Genomic DNA, 17690 nt, shown 5'->3' on the forward strand with positions numbered 1-17690 from the left:
TGCTTCAACGCGACAGATCCCTGATTAAAATGAACTCTGAAGGTAGAGCCGCAAGCCCGCGCTGTCCAGTCGACAGCACAGGCGCCGGCAGCAATGCAGTAGAGATAGGGGCTGATTCAGATCAATGCGCCGCGCCGGGATCAGGCGGAGAATAAGCGGGGGCCGTTTGACCCTTTGCACAGAAGGATTGAGTGATGAGAGTCTCCAGACGCACTGCTTTTACCCTCGCTGCCGCGCTGTTCGCGGCGTTCAGCGGAACGACCGCTTTCGCCGCCGATAGCACGGTGCATGTCTCGCTGTGGGACAAAGGACCGGACTCGGCAATGATGGACGGTAAAATGATGTTGGGCATGGGAAAAGCCATGTCCGGCGGCGATATGTCGATGGCCATGATGGGGATAAAGATCGACACAGCAACGATTGCTCCCGGAAGGATCACCTTTGAGGTCGTCAATGATTCAAAGGACATCATCCACGAAATGATCGTCTCGCCGATAAAGTCGACCGATGTCGACCTGCCCTATCTTGCCGATGAGAACCGGGTCGATGAAGAAACCGCCGGGCATCTGGGCGAGGTTGCCGAGCTTGATCCAGGCAAAAGCGGTGCGTTGACGGTTGATCTGACACCGGGGCTGTATTTGCTTTATTGCAACATTCCCAACCACTTTGTCGGTGGGATGTGGACGGTTCTGACCGTCACCGAGTGACCGCTGCAGCGCGTCCCGGCCTTCAGGCCGGGATTGCGCGCGCCGCATCCATCAGACGGCGCATTTCTTTGATAGCGGCTTCAAGCCCGACATAGATCGCCTCACCGATCAGGAAATGGCCGATGTTCAGCTCGGCCACTTCGGGGATGGCGGCGATGGGCGTGACGTTGTCGTAGGTCAGGCCGTGGCCCGCGTGAACCTCTAGGCCAAGGCTGTGGGCGTAGGTGGCACCTTTGCGCAGGGCGTCGAGTTCGGCCTCGGCTTCGACCATGCGGCCTTCGGCGTGCAGGTCGGAATAGTGGCCGGTGTGGAGCTCAACCACGGCGGCACCGATGCGGGCGGCGGCTTCGATCTGCGCCGGCGCATGGCCGATGAACATCGACACCCGACAGCCCGCTTCGCGCAGGGGAGTGATGAAATCAGTCAGCCGGTTGGCGTCGGAGGCCACATCAAGGCCGCCTTCGGTGGTGCGTTCCGCGCGGTTTTCGGGCACGAGGCAGACGGCGTGGGGTTTCAGGCGCAGGATGATCGCGGCCATTTCATCGGTGGCGGCACATTCGAAGTTCAGCGGGATGCCGATGCCTGCGGCAAGTGCCTCCATATCTGCGTCGCGGATGTGGCGGCGGTCTTCGCGCAGATGGGCGGTGATGCCATCGGCCCCGGCGGCTTCGGCAAGCAAAGCGGCGCGCAGAGGGTCGGGCCAAGCCGAGCCACGGGCGTTGCGCACGGTGGCGACGTGATCAATGTTGATGCCAAGCCGTTGCCGCGCGAGATGTGCCATCGCCTGCGTCCTTTGTGGTTTTGATCAGATTACTTTGCGCCCGTGCTGCTGTCATCTCCGAGAACGCGGCTTTCACCGTCTTTCTCGGTGCGGTGCAGCAGGCGGTTTTTGGCTTCAGACACCGCGAGTTTCAGACGGTGGCGACGCTCGCGCCGATCGTCGGCCTTGGCCGCACGGGCTTTTTGGTAGGTCATCACGATTGGGATCGTAAGATAATAAGCGATGGCCGATATCACGATGCCGGGCAGCAACGCACCGATGAAATACGGCACATAAATCTCATGCCAAAAGCGGATCAAACCGCCCCAATGCATGGTTTCCGGGGTGAAGATCGCGACCATGTTGCGCCACAGATCGCCACCGGCATGAGCAAAAGCGCCGCCAATGGCCTCGGCGGTGAGTGGCTCTTGCACGCCCATGATCCAATGGCCGAAGGTCATCGCAAAGACCGCGAAGAAGGGCGTGGTCAAGGGGTTGGTGTTGAATGTGCCAAGCAAGGCGGCCAACAGGTTGCCGCGCACAAGGCGGGCAGCGGCCCAAGCGGCGACGAATTGCAGGCCGGGGAGTGGCAGAAAGCCAATCAGAAAGCCCGCAAACACGCCGCGGGCGATGCGGTGGGGGTCATCGGGCAATCGGCTCATCCGGTGGATGACGTAGCGGGTCGCGCGTTTGAAGCCACCCTTCGGGTAGACCATCTCGCGCATCCAAGCGAGCCATCCCAGCGGTTGCCGACGTTTGAAAACCATAGAGCGGCCCGATTCCTTCTTGCCCAGTGACCCTGCGGATAGCCCGTCAGGGTTTGCGTGTCATATCACGATGCCGCGACACTTGTGCGACATCGGTTTCTGCCTCGAGGGCTGTCATCACCATGTGCAAGTGTTCAACATCGCGCAAGTCCACGTCAATGATAAGTCTGTAAAAATCCGGTTTACGTTCTGTGAACCGCAGATCGGATATGTTGGCTTTCTGCTCGCCAATCAAGGTGCAGATCCGACCCAAAACGCCTTGGTCGTTGGAGATGGCGACATCCAGCGCAACGGTGTTGACGGCGGCGTGGCGGCCTGCGTGCCATTGCAGATCAACCCAGCGGTTGGGCTGTTCTTCAAACTCTTCCAGTGCCGGACAATCAATCGCGTGGATCAACACACCTTGGCCGCGATAGGTGATGCCGACGATACGTTCGCCCGGAAGCGGTTGGCAGCACGGTGCGCGGCGGAAGGTCTGATCATCGGGCATACCGATCACGGCGCGGGCGGATTCAACCTCATCCGGGCCATGCTGGATGAGTTCAGGGTAGAGGGTTTCAACGACCTTGCGGGCGGTCAATTCTGCCGAACCGAGGGCTGCGAGAAGCTCCGCCTCATCCGGCATTCCCAGCATTTTTGCAGCCGTGCGGAGGGCTTTATCTGTGGCCTTTTTGCCAACATGTTCAAAGGCAGCGCGGGCAAGTTCTTGACCAAGCCGTACAAAACGGCCGCGATCTTCTTCGCGCAGGGATTTGCGAATCGCCGCCTTGGCGCGGCCTGTGGTGACAATGTCGATCCAAGACGCTTGGGGGCGTTGGCCTTCGGCGGTGATGATTTCCACCGATTGGCCGTTTTTCAGCCGGGTCCACAAAGGCACGCGGATGCCGTCAATCTTGGCCGAGACGCAGGAATTGCCGATGCGGGTGTGGATCGAATAGGCGTAGTCCAAGGGCGTCGCCCCACGCGGCAGTTGCACCACATCACCCTTCGGGGTGAAGCAGAACACCTGATCGGAATACATCTCAAGCTTGACGTTTTCGAGGAATTCGTCGTGATCGCCCTCATCCAGCCGTTCGGTCATCGCGGCGATCCATTTGGCGGGATCGACGGCAAACGGGTTCTTGGCGCGCACACCTTCGCGGTAGGACCAGTGGGCGGCCACACCCGCCTCGTTGACCTCGTGCATCTCACGGGTGCGGATTTGCACTTCGACGCGCTTGCCGTCGCGGCCCGACACCGTGGTGTGGATTGAGCGGTAGCCGTTGGTTTTCGGCTGGCTGAGATAATCTTTGAACCGGCCCGGCACCGCGCGCCAGCGCTGGTGGATCACACCAAGGATGCGGTAGCAGTCAGCGACCGAGGCGCAGATGACGCGAAAGCCGTAGATGTCGGACAGGCGGCTGAACGCCAGATCCTTTTCCTGCATCTTGCGCCAGATCGAATAGGGTTTTTTGGCGCGGCCATAGACATCGGCGTCGATCTGCACCTTTTCCAGCACGGCGCGGATGTCGGCGGTGATCTGATGCACCACATCGCCAGATTCGCGTTGCAGGGTCAGGAAGCGACGGATGATCGAATTGCGGGCCTCGGGGTTCAGCACGCGGAAGCTGAGGTCTTCAAGTTCTTCGCGCATCCACTGCATCCCCATGCGACCAGCGAGCGGTGCATAGATTTCCATGGTTTCGCGGGCCTTTTTGGCCTGCTTTTCCGGGTTCATCGACTTGATGGTGCGCATGTTGTGCAGACGGTCGGCCAGCTTGACCAAAATCACCCGCAAGTCTTTCGACATCGCCATGAACAGCTTGCGGAAGTTTTCCGCCTGCTGCGATTCGGTGTTGGAAAGCTGTAGATTGGTCAGCTTGGTGACGCCATCGACCAATTCCGCCACTTCCTCGCCAAACAGCTTGGCGACCTCGGCATAGGTGGATTTGGTGTCCTCAATCGTGTCGTGCAACAGCGCCGTGATGATGGTGGCATCATCCAACTGCTGTTCGGTGAGGATGGCTGCGACGGCGACCGGATGGGTGAAGTACGGCTCACCCGATTTGCGCATCTGACCTTCGTGCATGGCCGCGCCGTAGGCATAAGCCCGGCGGATCAGCTCGGCATTGCAACGCGGATTGTAGTTTTTAACCAGGGCGATGAGGTCTTCAACGTCAATCATCACCGCCCCGCAATTCGGGAATTCCCGTAATTAAAGCTCGCCTTGCGCTTCCATAAGTGCGCGCAGCAGCTTTTCTTCTGACATATCGTCCTGCATCGGGCGATCAATTTCGCCGGACATCAAGAGAGCCATCTGATCTTCTTCCGGCTCGTCAACTTCGATCTGGGTCTGGTGACCTTCAATCATCCGCTCACGCAGGGCATCAGCCAACTGGGTTTCCTCGGCGATTTCGCGCAAGGCCACCACCGGGTTCTTATCGTTGTCACGATCCACAGTCGCGGCAGAGCCGGCCTGGATTTCGCGGGCCCGATGGGCCGCAAGCAAGACAAGTTCGAACCGGTTCGGAACTTTATCGACGCAATCTTCAACCGTCACGCGGGCCATGAAAGACTCCAGTAGGGGAGGGGCTTTGAAGCGGTCTATTTAGGCGCGATGCTGCGGCTTGACAAGTGGATAATCAAGCGGATGCCCAGATCAGTCTAAAGGCAGGGGGATAACTTCGGCACGATCTTTCGCGGGAAGGGCTGCCAGCATCTGCGCCACGGTCAGGCCGGTGACCGGATGCTGCCAGTCGGCGGCCACATCGGCAAGCGGCACCAGAACGAAAGCGCGCTCGGCCAGACGCGGATGCGGCAGAATCAACTGATCGGGCGCAAGGCTCCGTTGATCGTCGGGAAGAAGATTTTTCCATTTCAGATAGGTTTCGGCATCCGGCAAAACTGATTCGCCCAAGGCCAGTAGATCAATATCAAGGCTGCGCATCCCCCAACGCTGCACGCGCTCGCGGCCGAATTTTGCTTCTACCGTATGCAAACAAGCTAATATGTCGGGCGCTGACATGAAATGACGCAACGTCACGACGGCTGCGGCGTTCACATAGTCCGGCCCTGCCCCGGCGGGGAAACATGGCGTTTGATACAGGGTACTCAGCCGCGTCACGGGCAGCCCCACACGGTCAAGTTCCGCTATAGCGGCAAGAATTGTTGACTTTGGCGACATCTCGCCGAAATTCAGGTTTGCACCAAATGCAACCAGAGCGTGCTTTTCTGTTAACATGGTTGCTGCTATCCTCACAACAGATTGGCTTGCTCGTCGGTTGGCGACCCTGCTATTCAATCTTATTCGCCGCCGACCATCTACATTAGGTAGACCACTCACGATAGCGCGATAGGCGATTTGTTTTCGAGGGGAAGACTTATGTTTTACAAGGACGAACGGCTTGCGCTGTTCATAGATGGATCGAACCTTTATGCGGCCGCCAAGGCGCTTGGGTTTGACATCGACTACAAGCTGCTGCGTCAAGAGTTCATGCGGCGCGGCAAGTTGCTGCGGGCGTTCTATTACACCGCCCTGCTGGAGAATGACGATTACTCGCCGATCCGCCCGCTGGTCGACTGGCTGCACTACAATGGCTTCACCATGGTCACCAAACCGGCCAAGGAATACACCGACAGCCAAGGTCGCCGCAAAGTCAAAGGCAACATGGACATCGAGCTTACCGTCGATGCGATGGAGCTGGCACCACGCGTGGATCATGTGGTGATCTTTTCGGGTGACGGCGATTTCCGGCCCTTGGTGGAAAGTCTGCAGCGTCAAGGCGTGCGGGTTTCGGTGGTGTCGACCATTCGCAGCCAACCGCCGATGATCGCCGATGAATTGCGCCGCCAGGCCGACAATTTCATCGAGCTGGATGAGTTGCGCGACGTGATCGGCCGCCCACCGCGCGAGCCGCGGCTTGAGCGTGACGAAGTGGCGGTTGACGTGAAGTGAAGTGACGGAAGTTCCCCAGACTTCTGGTGTGGTTGATGAAAAGCCGGGGCGGGAAACTGCCTCGGCTTTCGCTATGCGGCCAAGCCGGGATTTCGATGGCGGGCTGTTGGAGCGGTGGACCTACACGCTGAGTGCAGCGGATGCTTTGGCCTATCTGCGGTTAAAGCGGGAATGGTCGGGCCGGGCGAAATGGGCGTTGGGGGCGTGGTTTATCGCGGGTGGGGCGGTGTTTGGCCTGCTGCCGGAAGGAATCAAAGGCGTTGAGGCGTCTTGGCGATCTTGGACGGTATTTCTCGCTGTGATGGCACTGCAATGGGCGCTGGTTTTGCTGGGGATAAACGTGTGGCAGCACAGGCGGGCACGGCGGATGGTGCCTGCGCCAATGCAGGCAGAGTTTGAGGAATGGATAGATTGCGTCGCGGGCACCGATCTTTTGACGCTTGAGTGCTGGTATCTGTCGCCCGAGTTGATCGGGCAGGTGTTGGAAACCCCGACGCATCTGTTCGTGCTGAACTTTGACTCCGCGATTGTGATTCCGGTTCGGGCCTTCGCCGACCGGGCGGAAGCGGCGCGGATGGCGCAACATCTGCGCGATCTTGCCGCTGGGCCGTATTACTTTGAGGCGCAAGACTAGACGAGGCCCGCGTGGCAGCTTAGGTCTAGCCCAAACATGAGTAGCCCGATGACCCTGCCGCCATTAACCCTCTACCTCGCCGCCCCGCGCGGCTTTTGCGCTGGTGTTGACCGCGCCATCAAGATTGTCGAACTCGCGCTGCAAAAATGGGGCGCGCCAGTCTATGTGCGGCATGAAATTGTGCATAACAAATTCGTCGTCGATGCGCTGCGGGCGCAGGGCGCGGTGTTTGTCGAGGAACTGGATGACTGCCCGGTCGACCGCCCGGTGATCTTCTCGGCGCATGGTGTGCCAAAATCGGTGCCAGCGGCAGCAGAAGCCCGTCAGATGATCGCGGTGGATGCCACCTGCCCTCTGGTGACGAAAGTGCATAACGAGGCGCAGCGTCATTCCGAGGCGGGCCTGCAAATGGTGATGATTGGCCATCAAGGCCACCCGGAAACCATTGGCACGATGGGACAACTCCCGGACGGCGAGGTTCTGCTGGTGGAAACCGCCGAGGATGTGGCGGGGCTGATGGTGCGCGATCCGGCGCGGTTGGCCTATATCACCCAGACCACTTTGTCGGTCGATGACACGGCGGGGATTGTCGCGGCCTTGCAGGCGCGGTTTCCGGCAATCGTCGGGCCGCATAAGGAAGACATCTGTTACGCCACCACCAATCGGCAAGCGGCGGTGAAGGCGATTGCGGGCAAAATTGACGCGCTTTTGGTGATTGGCGCGCCGAATTCGTCGAACTCGCGCAGGCTGGTTGAGGTGGGGCGCTCGGCAGGCTGTGGCTATGCGCAACTCGTGCAACGGGCGTCTGAGATCGACTGGCGGGCGTTGGAAGGTGTGACGTCGGTGGGCGTCACAGCGGGGGCATCTGCGCCGGAAGTCTTGGTAAACGAGGTGATCGACGCCTTCCGTTTACGGTTTGACACCACCGTTGAACTGATTGAAACCGCACAAGAAAACATCGAATTCAAAGTGCCGCGCATCTTGCGGGAAAGTGTCTGACATGCCGGATTTGTTTGCCTATACCGATGGGGCCTGTTCGGGCAACCCCGGCCCCGGCGGCTGGGGTGTTTTGATGCTGGCGCGTGAGAATGGCGCGGTGGTGAAGGAACGCACGCTGTCGGGCGGCGAGGCGCATACCACCAACAATCGGATGGAACTGCTGGCGGCGATCTCCGCGCTTGAGGCTTTAACGCGGGTGTCCGAGCTGACAATTGTGACCGATTCCGCCTATGTGAAGAACGGCGTGACCGAATGGATTCACGGCTGGAAGCGCAACGGCTGGAAAACCTCCGGCAAAGATCCGGTGAAAAATGTCGATCTGTGGCAACGGCTTGACGCGGCGCAAGCCAAGCACAAGGTGGTGTGGCGCTGGATCAAGGGCCATGCGGGCCATGCCGAAAATGAGCGCGCGGATGAATTGGCGCGGGCCGGGATGGCACCGTTCAAGCCGGTGAAACTATAGCTCCGGCAGATAGGGAAACCGGGCGCGCACATCTGTATCCTGCCGCCAATCGGGCACGGCACGCCATTTCGCGCTGACCTCGACGCGGGAATCGTTCGCCTCATGCACCGAGCGCACAAACATCGGCGGGCCACCGATCATGCGATGCGGATAGTCCAGCGGTGTCTTGCGGTGGCGGATTGCAAAGATATTGCGGCCCTTACGATCCCCCGCCATCGTCAGGCCCAAATTGATGAACGGATAGCGATGATGGTAAAGCGCATAGGTCTCCGCACGTTTCGATGACAGATCAAGGCCATAGCCTCGGCTGAACGAGACGAAGCGCAGATCGTCGGGATCAATGAGCGGCGGCAATTCGGCCATCCCACGCCGCGCTGTGGCGATCAGATCGGTGGAAAATCCGTCATCATCATCCAGCACGGTTTGCAGCACCGCAACCGGCTGATCCGAACCTGCCGGATAACGCGCCGCGATAAACTGCGCGAGGTGCTTGTGGGCGACACCAAATCGGCGCGGGGTGATGGTATACTGGCCAGCGGGCAGAGTTTCGGCGCAAATCTCGGCCAGACTGCGCTGCGCCCAACGCGGCATTGCGTGGCTTGACAGCACCATCAGATGAAAATTCTGATCCGTCTGCGCCGCAAGCGAGGGCAAGGGCAGACTTTGCATCAGGCCCAGCCGCATGATCAGCCGATCTTGATCGAACAGCAGCGCCTTGTCTTTCGAGAAATCACTTTTCCAGCCAGAGCTGCCGAAATAGGAAAACCGCAGGGCCACCAGCACTTCTTGACGGGCAACGAACTCTTGCCAAGCCGTCTGCATCCTTGCCTAATGCCTTGAAATCATTTCAACATATACCGAGTTCTGAAAGTGCTTTGTCTGGGCCTAAATCCAATCGAGGTTGACCTTCCCAGCCGGATACTTCGCCGCCACCACCTCGCGCAGCGCCTTGTAGCGGTCGCGCAGGTCTTTGAACTTGCGCTCATGCGTCTCGGCGACCAACGCCCGGATGTTTGTGAACAAATCTTCACGATCAAGCGCTTCAAGGATATCGAGTTCGGCGCCCTCAATATCCATCTTGATGAAAGCGATCTCGCCGCGAGCCGAAACGGTGTCGCGCACCAGCGTTGGGAAGTCGAGCAAGGTCACCTCCACCGCGTTTTCCGCAGCAATCCGCCGCCCGCCATTCAGAATGGTGCTTTTGACCGAAGCGCCATCGGGATTGTCGCCGAAATTATCCGCCCGCATCAGGCGAATGGTGCCAGCCCCCACCCCCACGGCGGCATTGACCAGCGTCACGTTCGGCATGTTTCCGAACTTTTGTTCAAGAATGGAGAATGCATAGGGATCAGGCTCATAAGCGATCACATCCGCCCCGGTAGCCGCCAGCACTGCTGTGACCACCCCCATATTGGCACCGCAGTCCATCACCAGATCACCGGGCCGCAACATCGCGGTGATCGCGGTCATATAGCCTTCCGCCCAAGCCTTGCGCTGGTTGCGCTTTTGGCGGCGAATCAGTGCCTCAATCTCATCGGGGGTTGAAGGTAAGGGTTTGACCGTTTTGTCTTTTTTGCCCTTCTTGCCCTGCGACTCTAGCGCTTCATCCGGCTCGGTCATTCCTCCAGCGCCTTGGATGCATCGACGCCAATCTGCGCACACATCCGCGCCGCATAAGAGTTCGGCATCGGCGGATTTTTCCGCCAATAGGGCTTGGTGCCATTGGTATAGAGATGCACCGATAGCGTGTTGTCGGTGAAATGCCCCTCAACCCGACCGTAGGGGTCGTAGAACACGTCGTTCAACTGGAACGGCACCGGGTAAAGGTAATCCGAGGTCAACGCCTTTTCAAAATCGCCGGTCTGTTGCGCGAAATAGGTGAAGGCCTGCGGGCCAAAGGCGGTGCGCTCGGCATTATAAATCCGCACGGCTTGCGGCAGGCTGCTGTCCTGCTTTTCGATCCGCTTGCGTTGCTGTTTGTTGAACCACGCTGGCGCGGCAGGCAGGTTTTCGTAGTAATCCAGCAACTGCTTGATCAGTTCGCCCTGAGGTGGAATATAGACAACACCACAGTTCAAAGCCCCCCTAAAGCCATGCCCCGCATAGATATTTTGCATCTCATCCGGGAAAGGCTTATGGCAAAACGCGTCGCAATCAATCCAGACTGCATCGGTTTTCTCGATCATTTTGTAGCGAAACACGTTGGACAAAAAGCTTTCCGAGGTCTGCCGCACGATATCCATATCAATCGCCATGATGTCGGTGGCAGGTTTGACGATGATCCCATCCGGTACGTTCGAGACCTTGTCGGTGCAATACAGCGTGGTCGGATGGCCTTGTGCCACGTGGCTGAGCAGGCAAAGCTGGTTCAGATAATGCAGCTTTTCGCCAATCCAAAGCGAGGCGACGGGTCTGCGAACGGGGGTGGACATGGGTACTGCCTCGTTTGTTTCGTTTTATGGAACAATGCCGCAGGGTCGCGCCTCTGTCCAGCGGCGGGCGTTGGTTAACTTGGGTCGTCTGGATCGACTGGTGCGCCGAGCCGGAAACCGCGCGCGATATTGGCATCAAATCCGTAGTCCGGCACATAGCCAAGTGCCGCCAGCACGGCCTCTACTTCCAGCAAACGCGCGTGATGTTGCTCCAACAGCCGCCCGTAGAGAAAGATTTGCGCCGGGGCCGGAACCGGCAACATCGGCAGCAATTGTTGCAGCGCTTCTGTGCCGAGTTGCGAGTCTGAAAGCAACAAAGCATCCGGGCGCAACGCCGTGATCAGCGCCAGTGCGCCTACCACCGGATCAGAACCAAGGCCTTGTTCCATCAAGACAAAGCGATTGCTGAAAGTGCGGTTACTCAGCGCGCAAACCACACCCAGCATCTGCCGCAGGCCATCGTTATCCTCTTGCAGATAGAGGCTCAGGTCTGGCCTTATGTTGGCGCAATGCCCGGCCAGAAAGCCCACCGCAGAGCCAATCTCCAACACCTTGGCCTGCTCAGCCAAGACCTGTGGCATCCGGCGCGCAAGACCGCGCTCAAACTTGCCGGACTGGATCAGAGCCAGCGCCGAATCCGTGAAGACCCGCCGATCCGAGGGCAGCTTCATGCTGTGATTAGGGTAAACTTCGGCGCTCGCACCTTGCGAAAGATCAATCCTGCCCGACCGATACGATCCCATCGGCACCGCCTCGACCGGGTTTTTCGGGACGGCCTGCCGTTCGGTTTTCGCCTTAGCACCCCGTCGCTTTTCCACATCCGACATCAGGGCTGCGATCTTTTCCTTATCGCGTGCCTGCGGCGGTTTCGCGACGATCTGGCTGATCGGCACGTCAGAGGCTTTGGCCAGATCGACAACCAGTTGGTGATAGGCCTCGGTCTGGCGCAGCTCGGCCAAACGCCCTTCGGCCCGGGCAATCGCCGCGTGGTGCAAGCGGTTCAGCACCGGATCTTGCAGCAGTTGCGTGATGATATCATTGCGCTGTTCGGTGTAGCGCAGCATCGTGTCATCGCGCACTTCATTGCGATCTTGCAGCGACCAATAGTCGGAATTGTACTTATCCGCCTTATTGTTCACATTGCCGCGCATCTTGCGAATGGCATAGCTGTCCACCGATTTCACCGCGTAATGATTGAGCTGGACCCAGTCATAACCGACAGTCCGGGTGATCGAACGCCAGCCGCGAAATTTGAAGTAATCCTCCATCTCGCGGCCCGAGCCGTTCAGCCATTTCACCTCGTCCGGAAACGCGGTTTCATGCCATTTCGTCTTCATTTTCGGGCGATGGATGCCCAGTTTCCACTTATCTGCGCTGAAAGTGAACAGCGTCTTCACCCCCCAGCCCTTGTTCCATTCCTGCGGTGCTGCCCATAGATATTGTTCCGTCACCGGGGCGCGCGACCAATCCACCACCCCTCCAGAGCCGAATATTCGCCAGGTCACCACGATACCATTGGCCCCCTGAGCTTTGGTGGCCGCCAGCAGGCTGTCGAGGGTGCCATCGCCGTATCTGATCGACAGAAACTCATCGGCGTCAAACACCATCACCCAGTCGGATTGCTGCACAACAGGTTCGTCCTGCGCATAGCTCAGCGCCGAGGGTTGCGGGCGGATGCCTTCGGGAATCACGTTACGGCGATGGTGGCAGAGCCCCAATTCCTCTAGCCGGATCAGCATGTCGTCGGTGCCATCTGAACAATCGTTCGTATAGACCACCAGATCAGAAAACCCGACCGCCCGATGATGCGCAACCCATTCGATCACATAAGCGCCCTCGTCCTTCATCATCGACACGGCGGTCACCTGACCATGCGGGCTGTCATGGCGTTTCAGCGGAAATTCGACACTGCCCCAGCGCTCGCCAGCCCCCTTCGGACGCCCCGCGAGCGACATAATGCCATCTGGCTGTTTAGCTTGTTTCGACGTCACGCCCTGCCCTGCCGCTACGCGGCGAAGCCTCTGGCCCGCCGCTCCTCTCCGATTGCAGATCACCATAGGTCAAGCCGGAATCTGCCAGCAAGGCCAATGCAGAAAACTGCGTCGAACTGTGTCTTAGCAGACAATTGTTTCCATCTTAGCAACGAAACCAGAGGAATTTGTAGCAAAACTCAGCTCAAACGCGTGACTTTGCGATGTGATGCAGCTTAATCTGCCAAAACCGTCGCATTCTCACCCGCAGAGCAGGTATATGACCCCGAAACTGACCGTGTTTTTCATCGTTGAGCCACCCGACTATGAGGTGATGGCATGTTATCTTGCGGCGTCACTGCGCGAACAGTTTGGCGATCAGATCGCGCTGGTCGGCTATTGCCCTGATGTTAAGCTTGATCAAGTCTCGCCGAATGTCAAAGAAGTGCTGCGTCGGATGGGTTGCGAGGTGCGCCCCTTCGTGGTCGAGGGGCGATTTTCCCCGGCCTATCCGCATGGCAACAAAATCCTCGCTACGATGGAACCGCGCGATACCGAGTTTTCGGCGTTCTTCGACAGCGATATTCTTTGCCTGCGCCCGAACCGGGTTGAGAATATCACCCTAGCGGGATCGGTTTCTCTGACGCCCGCAGCTTCGATGAACTGGGGGAAAACCGACGATTGGAACCTGATCTATTCGGTTTGCGGCATGGCAATTCCAGAGGAGCGTATCAAATTGATGCGACAATCCGGGGAGCGTCAGCGCATACCGTATTTTAGTTCTGGCTTGTTCAGCTTCCCCGAACAACATCGCAGTCCAGATGGCCGCAGTTTTCCGCAGGTCTGGATGGACATCGCGCAGACCATCGACGCGCATCCCGATGTGCCGGGAAAGCGGCCCTATCTTGACCAAATCTCGATGCCGCTCGCGATCCAGCAATCGGGGTTGAAATGGAATATTCTGCCAGAAGAACAACACTTTATCCTTGGCGGAAAGCTACGAGGTGACGCCCTTCCGGAGGATCGTGAGATTTTCACGGTGCATTATCGCCAGTTGAAGGTCCTGAAGGAAACCGGATTGACCGCGACAAGCCGGAAGATGTTGAAGCGACAAGCTGGGGTGAAGCGGATCGACAAAGCGGGGGAAGACCCGAACGATGATGAATAGTCATTCGCGTTTCACTTGCAATTCATGATGTCTGAGTCATATTGAGATTATGGCACGCACAAAGCTGATATCGGACCGAGATGTTTTCCAGCAGGTACTGACCCTGTTGCTGCAAAATGGCGAAAAGGCGGTGACGTTTTCGACAGTTTCTGCGGCGACCGGACTTGCGCCAACCACTTTGGTGCAACGTTTTGGCAGTTGCAATGAGATGATCTTAAGCGCGATTGCTCAAGCTTGGCAGGAGTTGGATGGCTTGGTTGAAGCCGCAACTCTGGATGCCGCCGCCTTGAACAAAGGGTTGCCGGGCCTGCTGAAATCGCTTGTCGGTCCGATTGATCCGGGCGCATTGCTGACGCTGAGTTTGCGCGATCCGGCCCTGATTGGGCATGCAAAAGCTTGGCGGCATAAGGTCGAACAGGCGATTGCGGCGCGTCTGGATGTCAGTGCGAAGGCGAAAGAAACGGCGGCGCTGATCTTTGCGGCCTGGCAGGGCCGGATGCTGTGGGATGCGGGCGGTGGCAAGGGTTTTCGACTGGGCGATGCGATCAAGCGACTTGGTTAACTATTTCACGATATAGGTTTTATAAAGCCAGATCAGCACGATAGCCCCAAGGATCGCCCCAACAAACCCTGCCAACCAGCCGGTGATCACCACCAGACTGCGCAACAAAAACACACCGATCAATGCGCCTGCGATGCCAATCACCACCGTCGTTGGCACATCCGCATCAATACGCATCACCCGTGTTGCCAAAAAACCAGCCGCCGTTCCGATGATAAGCAAGAACACCAAGCCCATACCCGCCTCCTTCGTCCACGCCGCCTATATGGGGACGATTGCTGAAAATGGAATGGCCTAGTCCGCCGGAACCATCGCGTGGGCGATCTGCGCAAAATCCGCGCGGCTGCACGCGACCAGACCATAGCGAAACATCATGCCCAAACTCGGCTGGTTGCGCGTCAGTTCCAGATGATCGAGCAGGGGGCGAATGGGCTGTATTTTTGCAGCAGGTTGCCACTGCACACTGCGTCGCCACACCAGAAAGCCGCCCGGCATCTCATACTGATAGGGCATATCAGCCGTCACCCGACCGATGGCTGTGAATGCCATCAAGCTTTGGCCATCCCTAAATTTGGTTCTGGGGGAATAGATCACCACACCATCAGCGGTGGCCATGCGCCGCAGCGGTGCCGATTTACCATGACAGGCCTGAACGATGCCCCAATTAATGCCATTTTCAGCATGATCAGCCGAGGCTGTAACGATCCAGAATTTTTGTTCACTATCTATATCAAACTCCCCAGTATACCCTGCATATGTCAAGGCTCCTGCCAGTTTCTGTCAGGATCAGGTGAGCGTTTCGGGCATTTTCAACCCATTCAGGATATCGCCAGCCGACATCGGCCGTTTGCCCTCGCGCTGCGCCAGAGTGATCTCAACGGCAGCATCACCGCAAGCGATCCGCAGCCCGTCCAGCACTTGGCCAACCGCGCCAGAACCTACGGTGAGGCGTGAGCGCAGCAGCTTGAACCGCTCGCCATTGATCTCACACCAAGCGCCGGGGAACGGCGACAGACCGCGGATTTGGCGATCAACCATTGCGGCGGGCTTAGACCAATCAACCCGTGCTTCGGCCTTGTCGATCTTGGTCGCGTATGTGACTCCTTGTTCGGATTGCGGGATGGCCTGCAGGGGCAGCTGATCAATCGCGGCTTCAATCAGCTTGGCTCCGATCATTGACAGGCGATCATGCAGATCTGCGGTCGTCTCCTCTGCGCCGATTGCGGTGGCTTCGCGCGCGAGAACGGGGCCGGTATCAAGACCAGCTTCCATCTGCATGATGCAAACCCCGGTCTCGGTGTCACCCGCCATAATTGCGCGGTGAATCGGGGCGGCCCCGCGCCATCGTGGCAGCAGTGAGGCGTGGATATTCAGACAACCAAGGCGCGGCTGATCGAGTACAGTTTGCGGCAGGATCAGCCCATAAGCGACGACGACGGCGAGGTCCGCATCTAACGCGGCAAAGGCCTGTTGCTCCTCGGCAGAGCGCAACGATACGGGGTGGAAAACCGGCAGCCCCAAGGCTTCGGCGCATTGCTGCACTGGGCTCGCACGGTCGGCTTTGCCACGTCCAGCAGGTCTGGGTGGCTGGCAATATACCGCAATGATTTGATGGTGTAGGTATAGTGCCTTTAGGATCGGCACGGAGAATTCTGGTGTGCCCATGAAGATGATTTTCATGAGCGTTTCCGCAGCTTTTCGGCCCGCGCGATCAGCATTTTGCGCTTCACTACGGAGAGGTGGTCAAAGAACATTTTGCCCGCCAAATGGTCGATCTGATGCTGCACCGAAGTCGCCCAAAGGTTGACGAAATCACGAACTTCCAGCTGATTTTCCGCGTTGAGAAACCGCACCGTCACGGCGCGCGGGCGGCGCACAACAGCCGATACACCGGGCAGATTTGGCGAGGCTTCTTCATGCTCACGGAATTGTCCTGAGGCGTGTAAAATTTGCGGGTTTGCCATCAGAATGGCCTGGCCACGCTGCTCGGAACAATCAACGACGGCCAAGCTGTGCGGCATGCCAATCTGCACCGCAGCCAGCCCATAACCGGGCATCGCATCCATCGTGTCCACCATATCGGCCCAGATCGCCAGGATCTCATCGGTGACCGCGGCGACCGGATGGGCTGGTGTGCGCAGGCAGGGATGCGGGTATAGCAGGCAGGCTCGAGCCGTCATGTCAGGGCACTTTCAGCTAAGGCGCGGGCGGCTGGATCGAGGTGATCCAGCGTTAAAACACCGTTCAGATGGTCCAGCTCATGCTGAGCACAGATCGCCGCAAAGCCTGAGAACGTTTCTTCACAAACGACATCGGCAAGGTCAAACCAGCGCATCCGCACCGAAGTTGGTCGTGAAATTTGGCTGGTGATGCCCGGCAAAGACAGACAACCTTCAGGCCCAATTGTAGTTTCCGGCGAGGTCCAGAGCCGTTCCGGATTAATGAGAACACGCGGGGCGTAGGTGCCGTCTTTCCATGTGCAATCCATCACGAAAAGCCGCAGCAATACTCCGACTTGCGGTGCCGCCAGCCCACGACCGGGTGCGGCATACATGGTTTCCAACATATCAGCAGCCAAAGCCGATACATCGCTGTTAATTTCTGAACAAACAGTCGTTAACCGTGCATCTGGCCAGCAAATGATTGGCAGCACCGCCATCAGTACTCCGAACCTGACCGCGCGCGTTCTCTTTTCAACTTTTCCATCTTACGGGTGATCATCTGTCGCTTCAGCGGACCAAGATAGTCAATGAACAGTTTGCCATTCAGGTGATCAATTTCGTGCTGCACACAGGTTGCCCATAGGCCGGTAAACAACCGTTCCTGCGGGACGCCATCAAGGTCCATCCAGCCGACTTTCACCGAACTCGGTCGCTTCACCTCGGCATATTGATCGGGGATCGACAGGCAGCCTTCCTCGTAACTGCCAAGGTCTTCCGACGACCATAAAACCTGCGGATTGAGCAGCGCCATCGGCTCGGGCGGGCCATCTTTGATGCAATCCATCACAATCAGACGCTTCATCACGCCAATTTGCGGTGCGGCCAAACCAATTCCCGGCGCCTCATACATGGTTTCAAACATGTCCGACGCCAGCGCAGAAATCTCGGCACTCACCGCTGCGATTGGCTCGCAGGGCTTCTTCAGACGCGGATCGGGATGGATCAGGATATCGCGGATCATCTTTGGGATTTACGGCGCGGGGGCAAATCGTGCAAGAGGGCGGTGGGGATTCATTGAAAATGGCATCCAAGCCTATGCAGTGGTAGTTTTTCCCGATAAATTATGATTTAT

At 58.1% G+C, this 17690-nt stretch carries 22 protein-coding genes; 7 read left to right on the plus strand and 15 right to left on the minus strand.

Going from position 1 to position 17690, the window contains the following annotated elements:
• Window positions 1-194 precede the first annotated feature (194 nt).
• Window positions 195-707: a hypothetical protein gene (locus ACS5RD_RS23425; RefSeq protein WP_489929340.1), complete on the plus strand. Its 513-nt coding sequence runs from the start codon at window positions 195-197 to the stop codon at window positions 705-707.
• Window positions 708-729: 22 nt separating this feature from the next.
• On the opposite strand, the gene ACS5RD_RS23430 is transcribed toward ACS5RD_RS23425, so the two are convergent.
• The 5 genes from ACS5RD_RS23430 to folK all read right to left on the minus strand — a co-directional run bounded on the left by ACS5RD_RS23430 (window position 730) and on the right by folK (window position 5514).
• Window positions 730-1488: a pyridoxine 5'-phosphate synthase gene (locus tag ACS5RD_RS23430; RefSeq protein WP_489929341.1), complete on the minus strand. Its 759-nt coding sequence runs from the start codon at window positions 1486-1488 to the stop codon at window positions 730-732.
• A 29-nt stretch (window positions 1489-1517) separates the two neighbouring features.
• Entirely contained in the window at window positions 1518-2234 is a 717-nt protein-coding gene (locus ACS5RD_RS23435) for a DUF2062 domain-containing protein (RefSeq protein WP_082351759.1), read from the minus strand.
• A gap of 46 nt (window positions 2235-2280) precedes the next feature.
• Entirely contained in the window at window positions 2281-4398 is a 2118-nt protein-coding gene (locus ACS5RD_RS23440; protein ID WP_054008137.1) for a RelA/SpoT family protein, read from the minus strand.
• 30 nt (window positions 4399-4428) lie between these two features.
• The gene (rpoZ, locus tag ACS5RD_RS23445) at window positions 4429-4782 is read right to left on the minus strand and encodes a DNA-directed RNA polymerase subunit omega (protein WP_054008138.1); all 354 of its coding nucleotides are present in this window, start codon (window positions 4780-4782) and stop codon (window positions 4429-4431) included.
• Between the two features lie 90 nt (window positions 4783-4872).
• Complete coding sequence (gene folK / locus ACS5RD_RS23450) at window positions 4873-5514, minus strand: 2-amino-4-hydroxy-6-hydroxymethyldihydropteridine diphosphokinase (RefSeq protein WP_489929342.1); 642 nt, start codon at window positions 5512-5514, stop codon at window positions 4873-4875.
• Between the two features lie 81 nt (window positions 5515-5595).
• On the opposite strand from folK, the gene ACS5RD_RS23455 reads away from it, so the two are divergent.
• From ACS5RD_RS23455 to rnhA, 4 genes are read left to right on the plus strand one after another with little or no spacing between them, the layout of a single operon-like run.
• Window positions 5596-6168: a LabA-like NYN domain-containing protein gene (locus ACS5RD_RS23455; RefSeq protein ID WP_054008140.1), complete on the plus strand. Its 573-nt coding sequence runs from the start codon at window positions 5596-5598 to the stop codon at window positions 6166-6168.
• A 1-nt stretch (window position 6169) separates the two neighbouring features.
• Entirely contained in the window at window positions 6170-6802 is a 633-nt protein-coding gene (locus ACS5RD_RS23460; protein ID WP_489929343.1) for a hypothetical protein, read from the plus strand.
• Window positions 6803-6850: 48 nt separating this feature from the next.
• Window positions 6851-7801, plus strand: coding sequence for a 4-hydroxy-3-methylbut-2-enyl diphosphate reductase (gene ispH, locus ACS5RD_RS23465; protein ID WP_489929344.1), 951 nt, complete (start codon window positions 6851-6853; stop codon window positions 7799-7801).
• Between the two features lies 1 nt (window position 7802).
• Complete coding sequence (rnhA, locus tag ACS5RD_RS23470; RefSeq protein ID WP_489929345.1) at window positions 7803-8264, plus strand: ribonuclease HI; 462 nt, start codon at window positions 7803-7805, stop codon at window positions 8262-8264.
• Here rnhA and ACS5RD_RS23475 read toward each other — a convergent pair.
• The 4 genes from ACS5RD_RS23475 to ACS5RD_RS23490 all read right to left on the minus strand — a co-directional run bounded on the left by ACS5RD_RS23475 (window position 8259) and on the right by ACS5RD_RS23490 (window position 12687).
• Window positions 8259-9086 (minus strand): glycosyltransferase, encoded by an 828-nt coding sequence (locus ACS5RD_RS23475; protein ID WP_489929346.1) that lies wholly within the window; start codon window positions 9084-9086, stop codon window positions 8259-8261. The genes rnhA and ACS5RD_RS23475 overlap by 6 nt on opposite strands.
• A 63-nt stretch (window positions 9087-9149) precedes the next feature.
• Window positions 9150-9884, minus strand: a complete 735-nt coding sequence (locus ACS5RD_RS23480; RefSeq protein ID WP_489929347.1) for an FkbM family methyltransferase — start codon at window positions 9882-9884, stop codon at window positions 9150-9152.
• Entirely contained in the window at window positions 9881-10696 is an 816-nt protein-coding gene (locus ACS5RD_RS23485; RefSeq protein WP_489929348.1) for a hypothetical protein, read from the minus strand. The genes ACS5RD_RS23480 and ACS5RD_RS23485 overlap by 4 nt, the downstream gene beginning before the upstream one ends.
• Window positions 10697-10770: 74 nt before the next feature.
• Window positions 10771-12687 (minus strand): glycosyltransferase family 2 protein, encoded by a 1917-nt coding sequence (locus ACS5RD_RS23490; RefSeq protein ID WP_489929349.1) that lies wholly within the window; start codon window positions 12685-12687, stop codon window positions 10771-10773.
• A 259-nt stretch (window positions 12688-12946) separates the two neighbouring features.
• Between ACS5RD_RS23490 and ACS5RD_RS23495 the strand changes: the two genes are divergently transcribed.
• A complete protein-coding gene (locus tag ACS5RD_RS23495) occupies window positions 12947-13834 on the plus strand; it encodes a GT-B fold glycosyltransferase domain-containing protein (protein ID WP_054008147.1) in 888 nt (295 codons plus the stop codon).
• Between the two features lie 49 nt (window positions 13835-13883).
• Window positions 13884-14396 (plus strand): transcriptional regulator, encoded by a 513-nt coding sequence (locus ACS5RD_RS23500; protein WP_489929350.1) that lies wholly within the window; start codon window positions 13884-13886, stop codon window positions 14394-14396.
• On the opposite strand, the gene ACS5RD_RS23505 is transcribed toward ACS5RD_RS23500, so the two are convergent.
• The 6 genes from ACS5RD_RS23505 to def (ACS5RD_RS23530) are packed head-to-tail and all read right to left on the minus strand — an operon-like array spanning window position 14397 to window position 17579.
• A complete protein-coding gene (locus ACS5RD_RS23505; protein ID WP_489929351.1) occupies window positions 14397-14633 on the minus strand; it encodes a GlsB/YeaQ/YmgE family stress response membrane protein in 237 nt (78 codons plus the stop codon). It abuts the gene before it with no gap.
• Between the two features lie 57 nt (window positions 14634-14690).
• On the minus strand, window positions 14691-15158 hold the full coding sequence (locus ACS5RD_RS23510) for an EVE domain-containing protein (protein WP_489929352.1): 468 nt from the start codon (window positions 15156-15158) through the stop codon (window positions 14691-14693).
• Between the two features lie 24 nt (window positions 15159-15182).
• Window positions 15183-16076 carry a methionyl-tRNA formyltransferase gene (gene fmt, locus ACS5RD_RS23515; RefSeq protein ID WP_489929353.1) on the minus strand — a complete coding sequence of 298 codons (894 nt, stop codon included), beginning with the start codon at window positions 16074-16076 and terminating at the stop codon, window positions 15183-15185.
• Window positions 16073-16576 carry a peptide deformylase gene (def, locus tag ACS5RD_RS23520; protein WP_489929354.1) on the minus strand — a complete coding sequence of 168 codons (504 nt, stop codon included), beginning with the start codon at window positions 16574-16576 and terminating at the stop codon, window positions 16073-16075. Before def (ACS5RD_RS23520) ends, fmt begins: the two co-directional genes overlap by 4 nt.
• Window positions 16573-17055, minus strand: coding sequence for a peptide deformylase (gene def, locus ACS5RD_RS23525; protein WP_489929355.1), 483 nt, complete (start codon window positions 17053-17055; stop codon window positions 16573-16575). Before def (ACS5RD_RS23525) ends, def (ACS5RD_RS23520) begins: the two co-directional genes overlap by 4 nt.
• Window positions 17055-17579, minus strand: coding sequence for a peptide deformylase (gene def, locus ACS5RD_RS23530; RefSeq protein ID WP_054008153.1), 525 nt, complete (start codon window positions 17577-17579; stop codon window positions 17055-17057). The genes def (ACS5RD_RS23525) and def (ACS5RD_RS23530) overlap by 1 nt, the downstream gene beginning before the upstream one ends.
• Window positions 17580-17690: the final 111 nt, after the last annotated feature.

It is taken from the genome of Cypionkella sp. PAMC25878, assembly GCF_058135695.1.

Bases quoted from the DNA above. Each gene is read 5' to 3' on its own strand.
- ACS5RD_RS23425 (WP_489929340.1), top strand. From the start codon at position 195: ATGAGAGTCTCCAGACGCACTGCTTTTACCCTCGCTGCCGCGCTGTTC.
- ACS5RD_RS23430 (WP_489929341.1), bottom strand. From the start codon at position 1,488: ATGGCACATCTCGCGCGGCAACGGCTTGGCATCAACATTGATCACGTC.
- ACS5RD_RS23435 (WP_082351759.1), bottom strand. From the start codon at position 2,234: ATGGTTTTCAAACGTCGGCAACCGCTGGGATGGCTCGCTTGGATGCGC.
- ACS5RD_RS23440 (WP_054008137.1), bottom strand. From the start codon at position 4,398: ATGATTGACGTTGAAGACCTCATCGCCCTGGTTAAAAACTACAATCCG.
- rpoZ (WP_054008138.1), bottom strand. From the start codon at position 4,782: ATGGCCCGCGTGACGGTTGAAGATTGCGTCGATAAAGTTCCGAACCGG.
- ACS5RD_RS23455 (WP_054008140.1), top strand. From the start codon at position 5,596: ATGTTTTACAAGGACGAACGGCTTGCGCTGTTCATAGATGGATCGAAC.
- ispH (WP_489929344.1), top strand. From the start codon at position 6,851: ATGACCCTGCCGCCATTAACCCTCTACCTCGCCGCCCCGCGCGGCTTT.
- rnhA (WP_489929345.1), top strand. From the start codon at position 7,803: ATGCCGGATTTGTTTGCCTATACCGATGGGGCCTGTTCGGGCAACCCC.
- ACS5RD_RS23475 (WP_489929346.1), bottom strand. From the start codon at position 9,086: ATGCAGACGGCTTGGCAAGAGTTCGTTGCCCGTCAAGAAGTGCTGGTG.
- ACS5RD_RS23480 (WP_489929347.1), bottom strand. From the start codon at position 9,884: ATGACCGAGCCGGATGAAGCGCTAGAGTCGCAGGGCAAGAAGGGCAAA.
- ACS5RD_RS23485 (WP_489929348.1), bottom strand. From the start codon at position 10,696: ATGTCCACCCCCGTTCGCAGACCCGTCGCCTCGCTTTGGATTGGCGAA.
- ACS5RD_RS23495 (WP_054008147.1), top strand. From the start codon at position 12,947: ATGACCCCGAAACTGACCGTGTTTTTCATCGTTGAGCCACCCGACTAT.
- ACS5RD_RS23500 (WP_489929350.1), top strand. From the start codon at position 13,884: ATGGCACGCACAAAGCTGATATCGGACCGAGATGTTTTCCAGCAGGTA.
- ACS5RD_RS23505 (WP_489929351.1), bottom strand. From the start codon at position 14,633: ATGGGCTTGGTGTTCTTGCTTATCATCGGAACGGCGGCTGGTTTTTTG.
- fmt (WP_489929353.1), bottom strand. From the start codon at position 16,076: ATGAAAATCATCTTCATGGGCACACCAGAATTCTCCGTGCCGATCCTA.
- def (WP_489929354.1), bottom strand. From the start codon at position 16,576: ATGACGGCTCGAGCCTGCCTGCTATACCCGCATCCCTGCCTGCGCACA.
- def (WP_489929355.1), bottom strand. From the start codon at position 17,055: ATGGCGGTGCTGCCAATCATTTGCTGGCCAGATGCACGGTTAACGACT.
- def (WP_054008153.1), bottom strand. From the start codon at position 17,579: ATGATCCGCGATATCCTGATCCATCCCGATCCGCGTCTGAAGAAGCCC.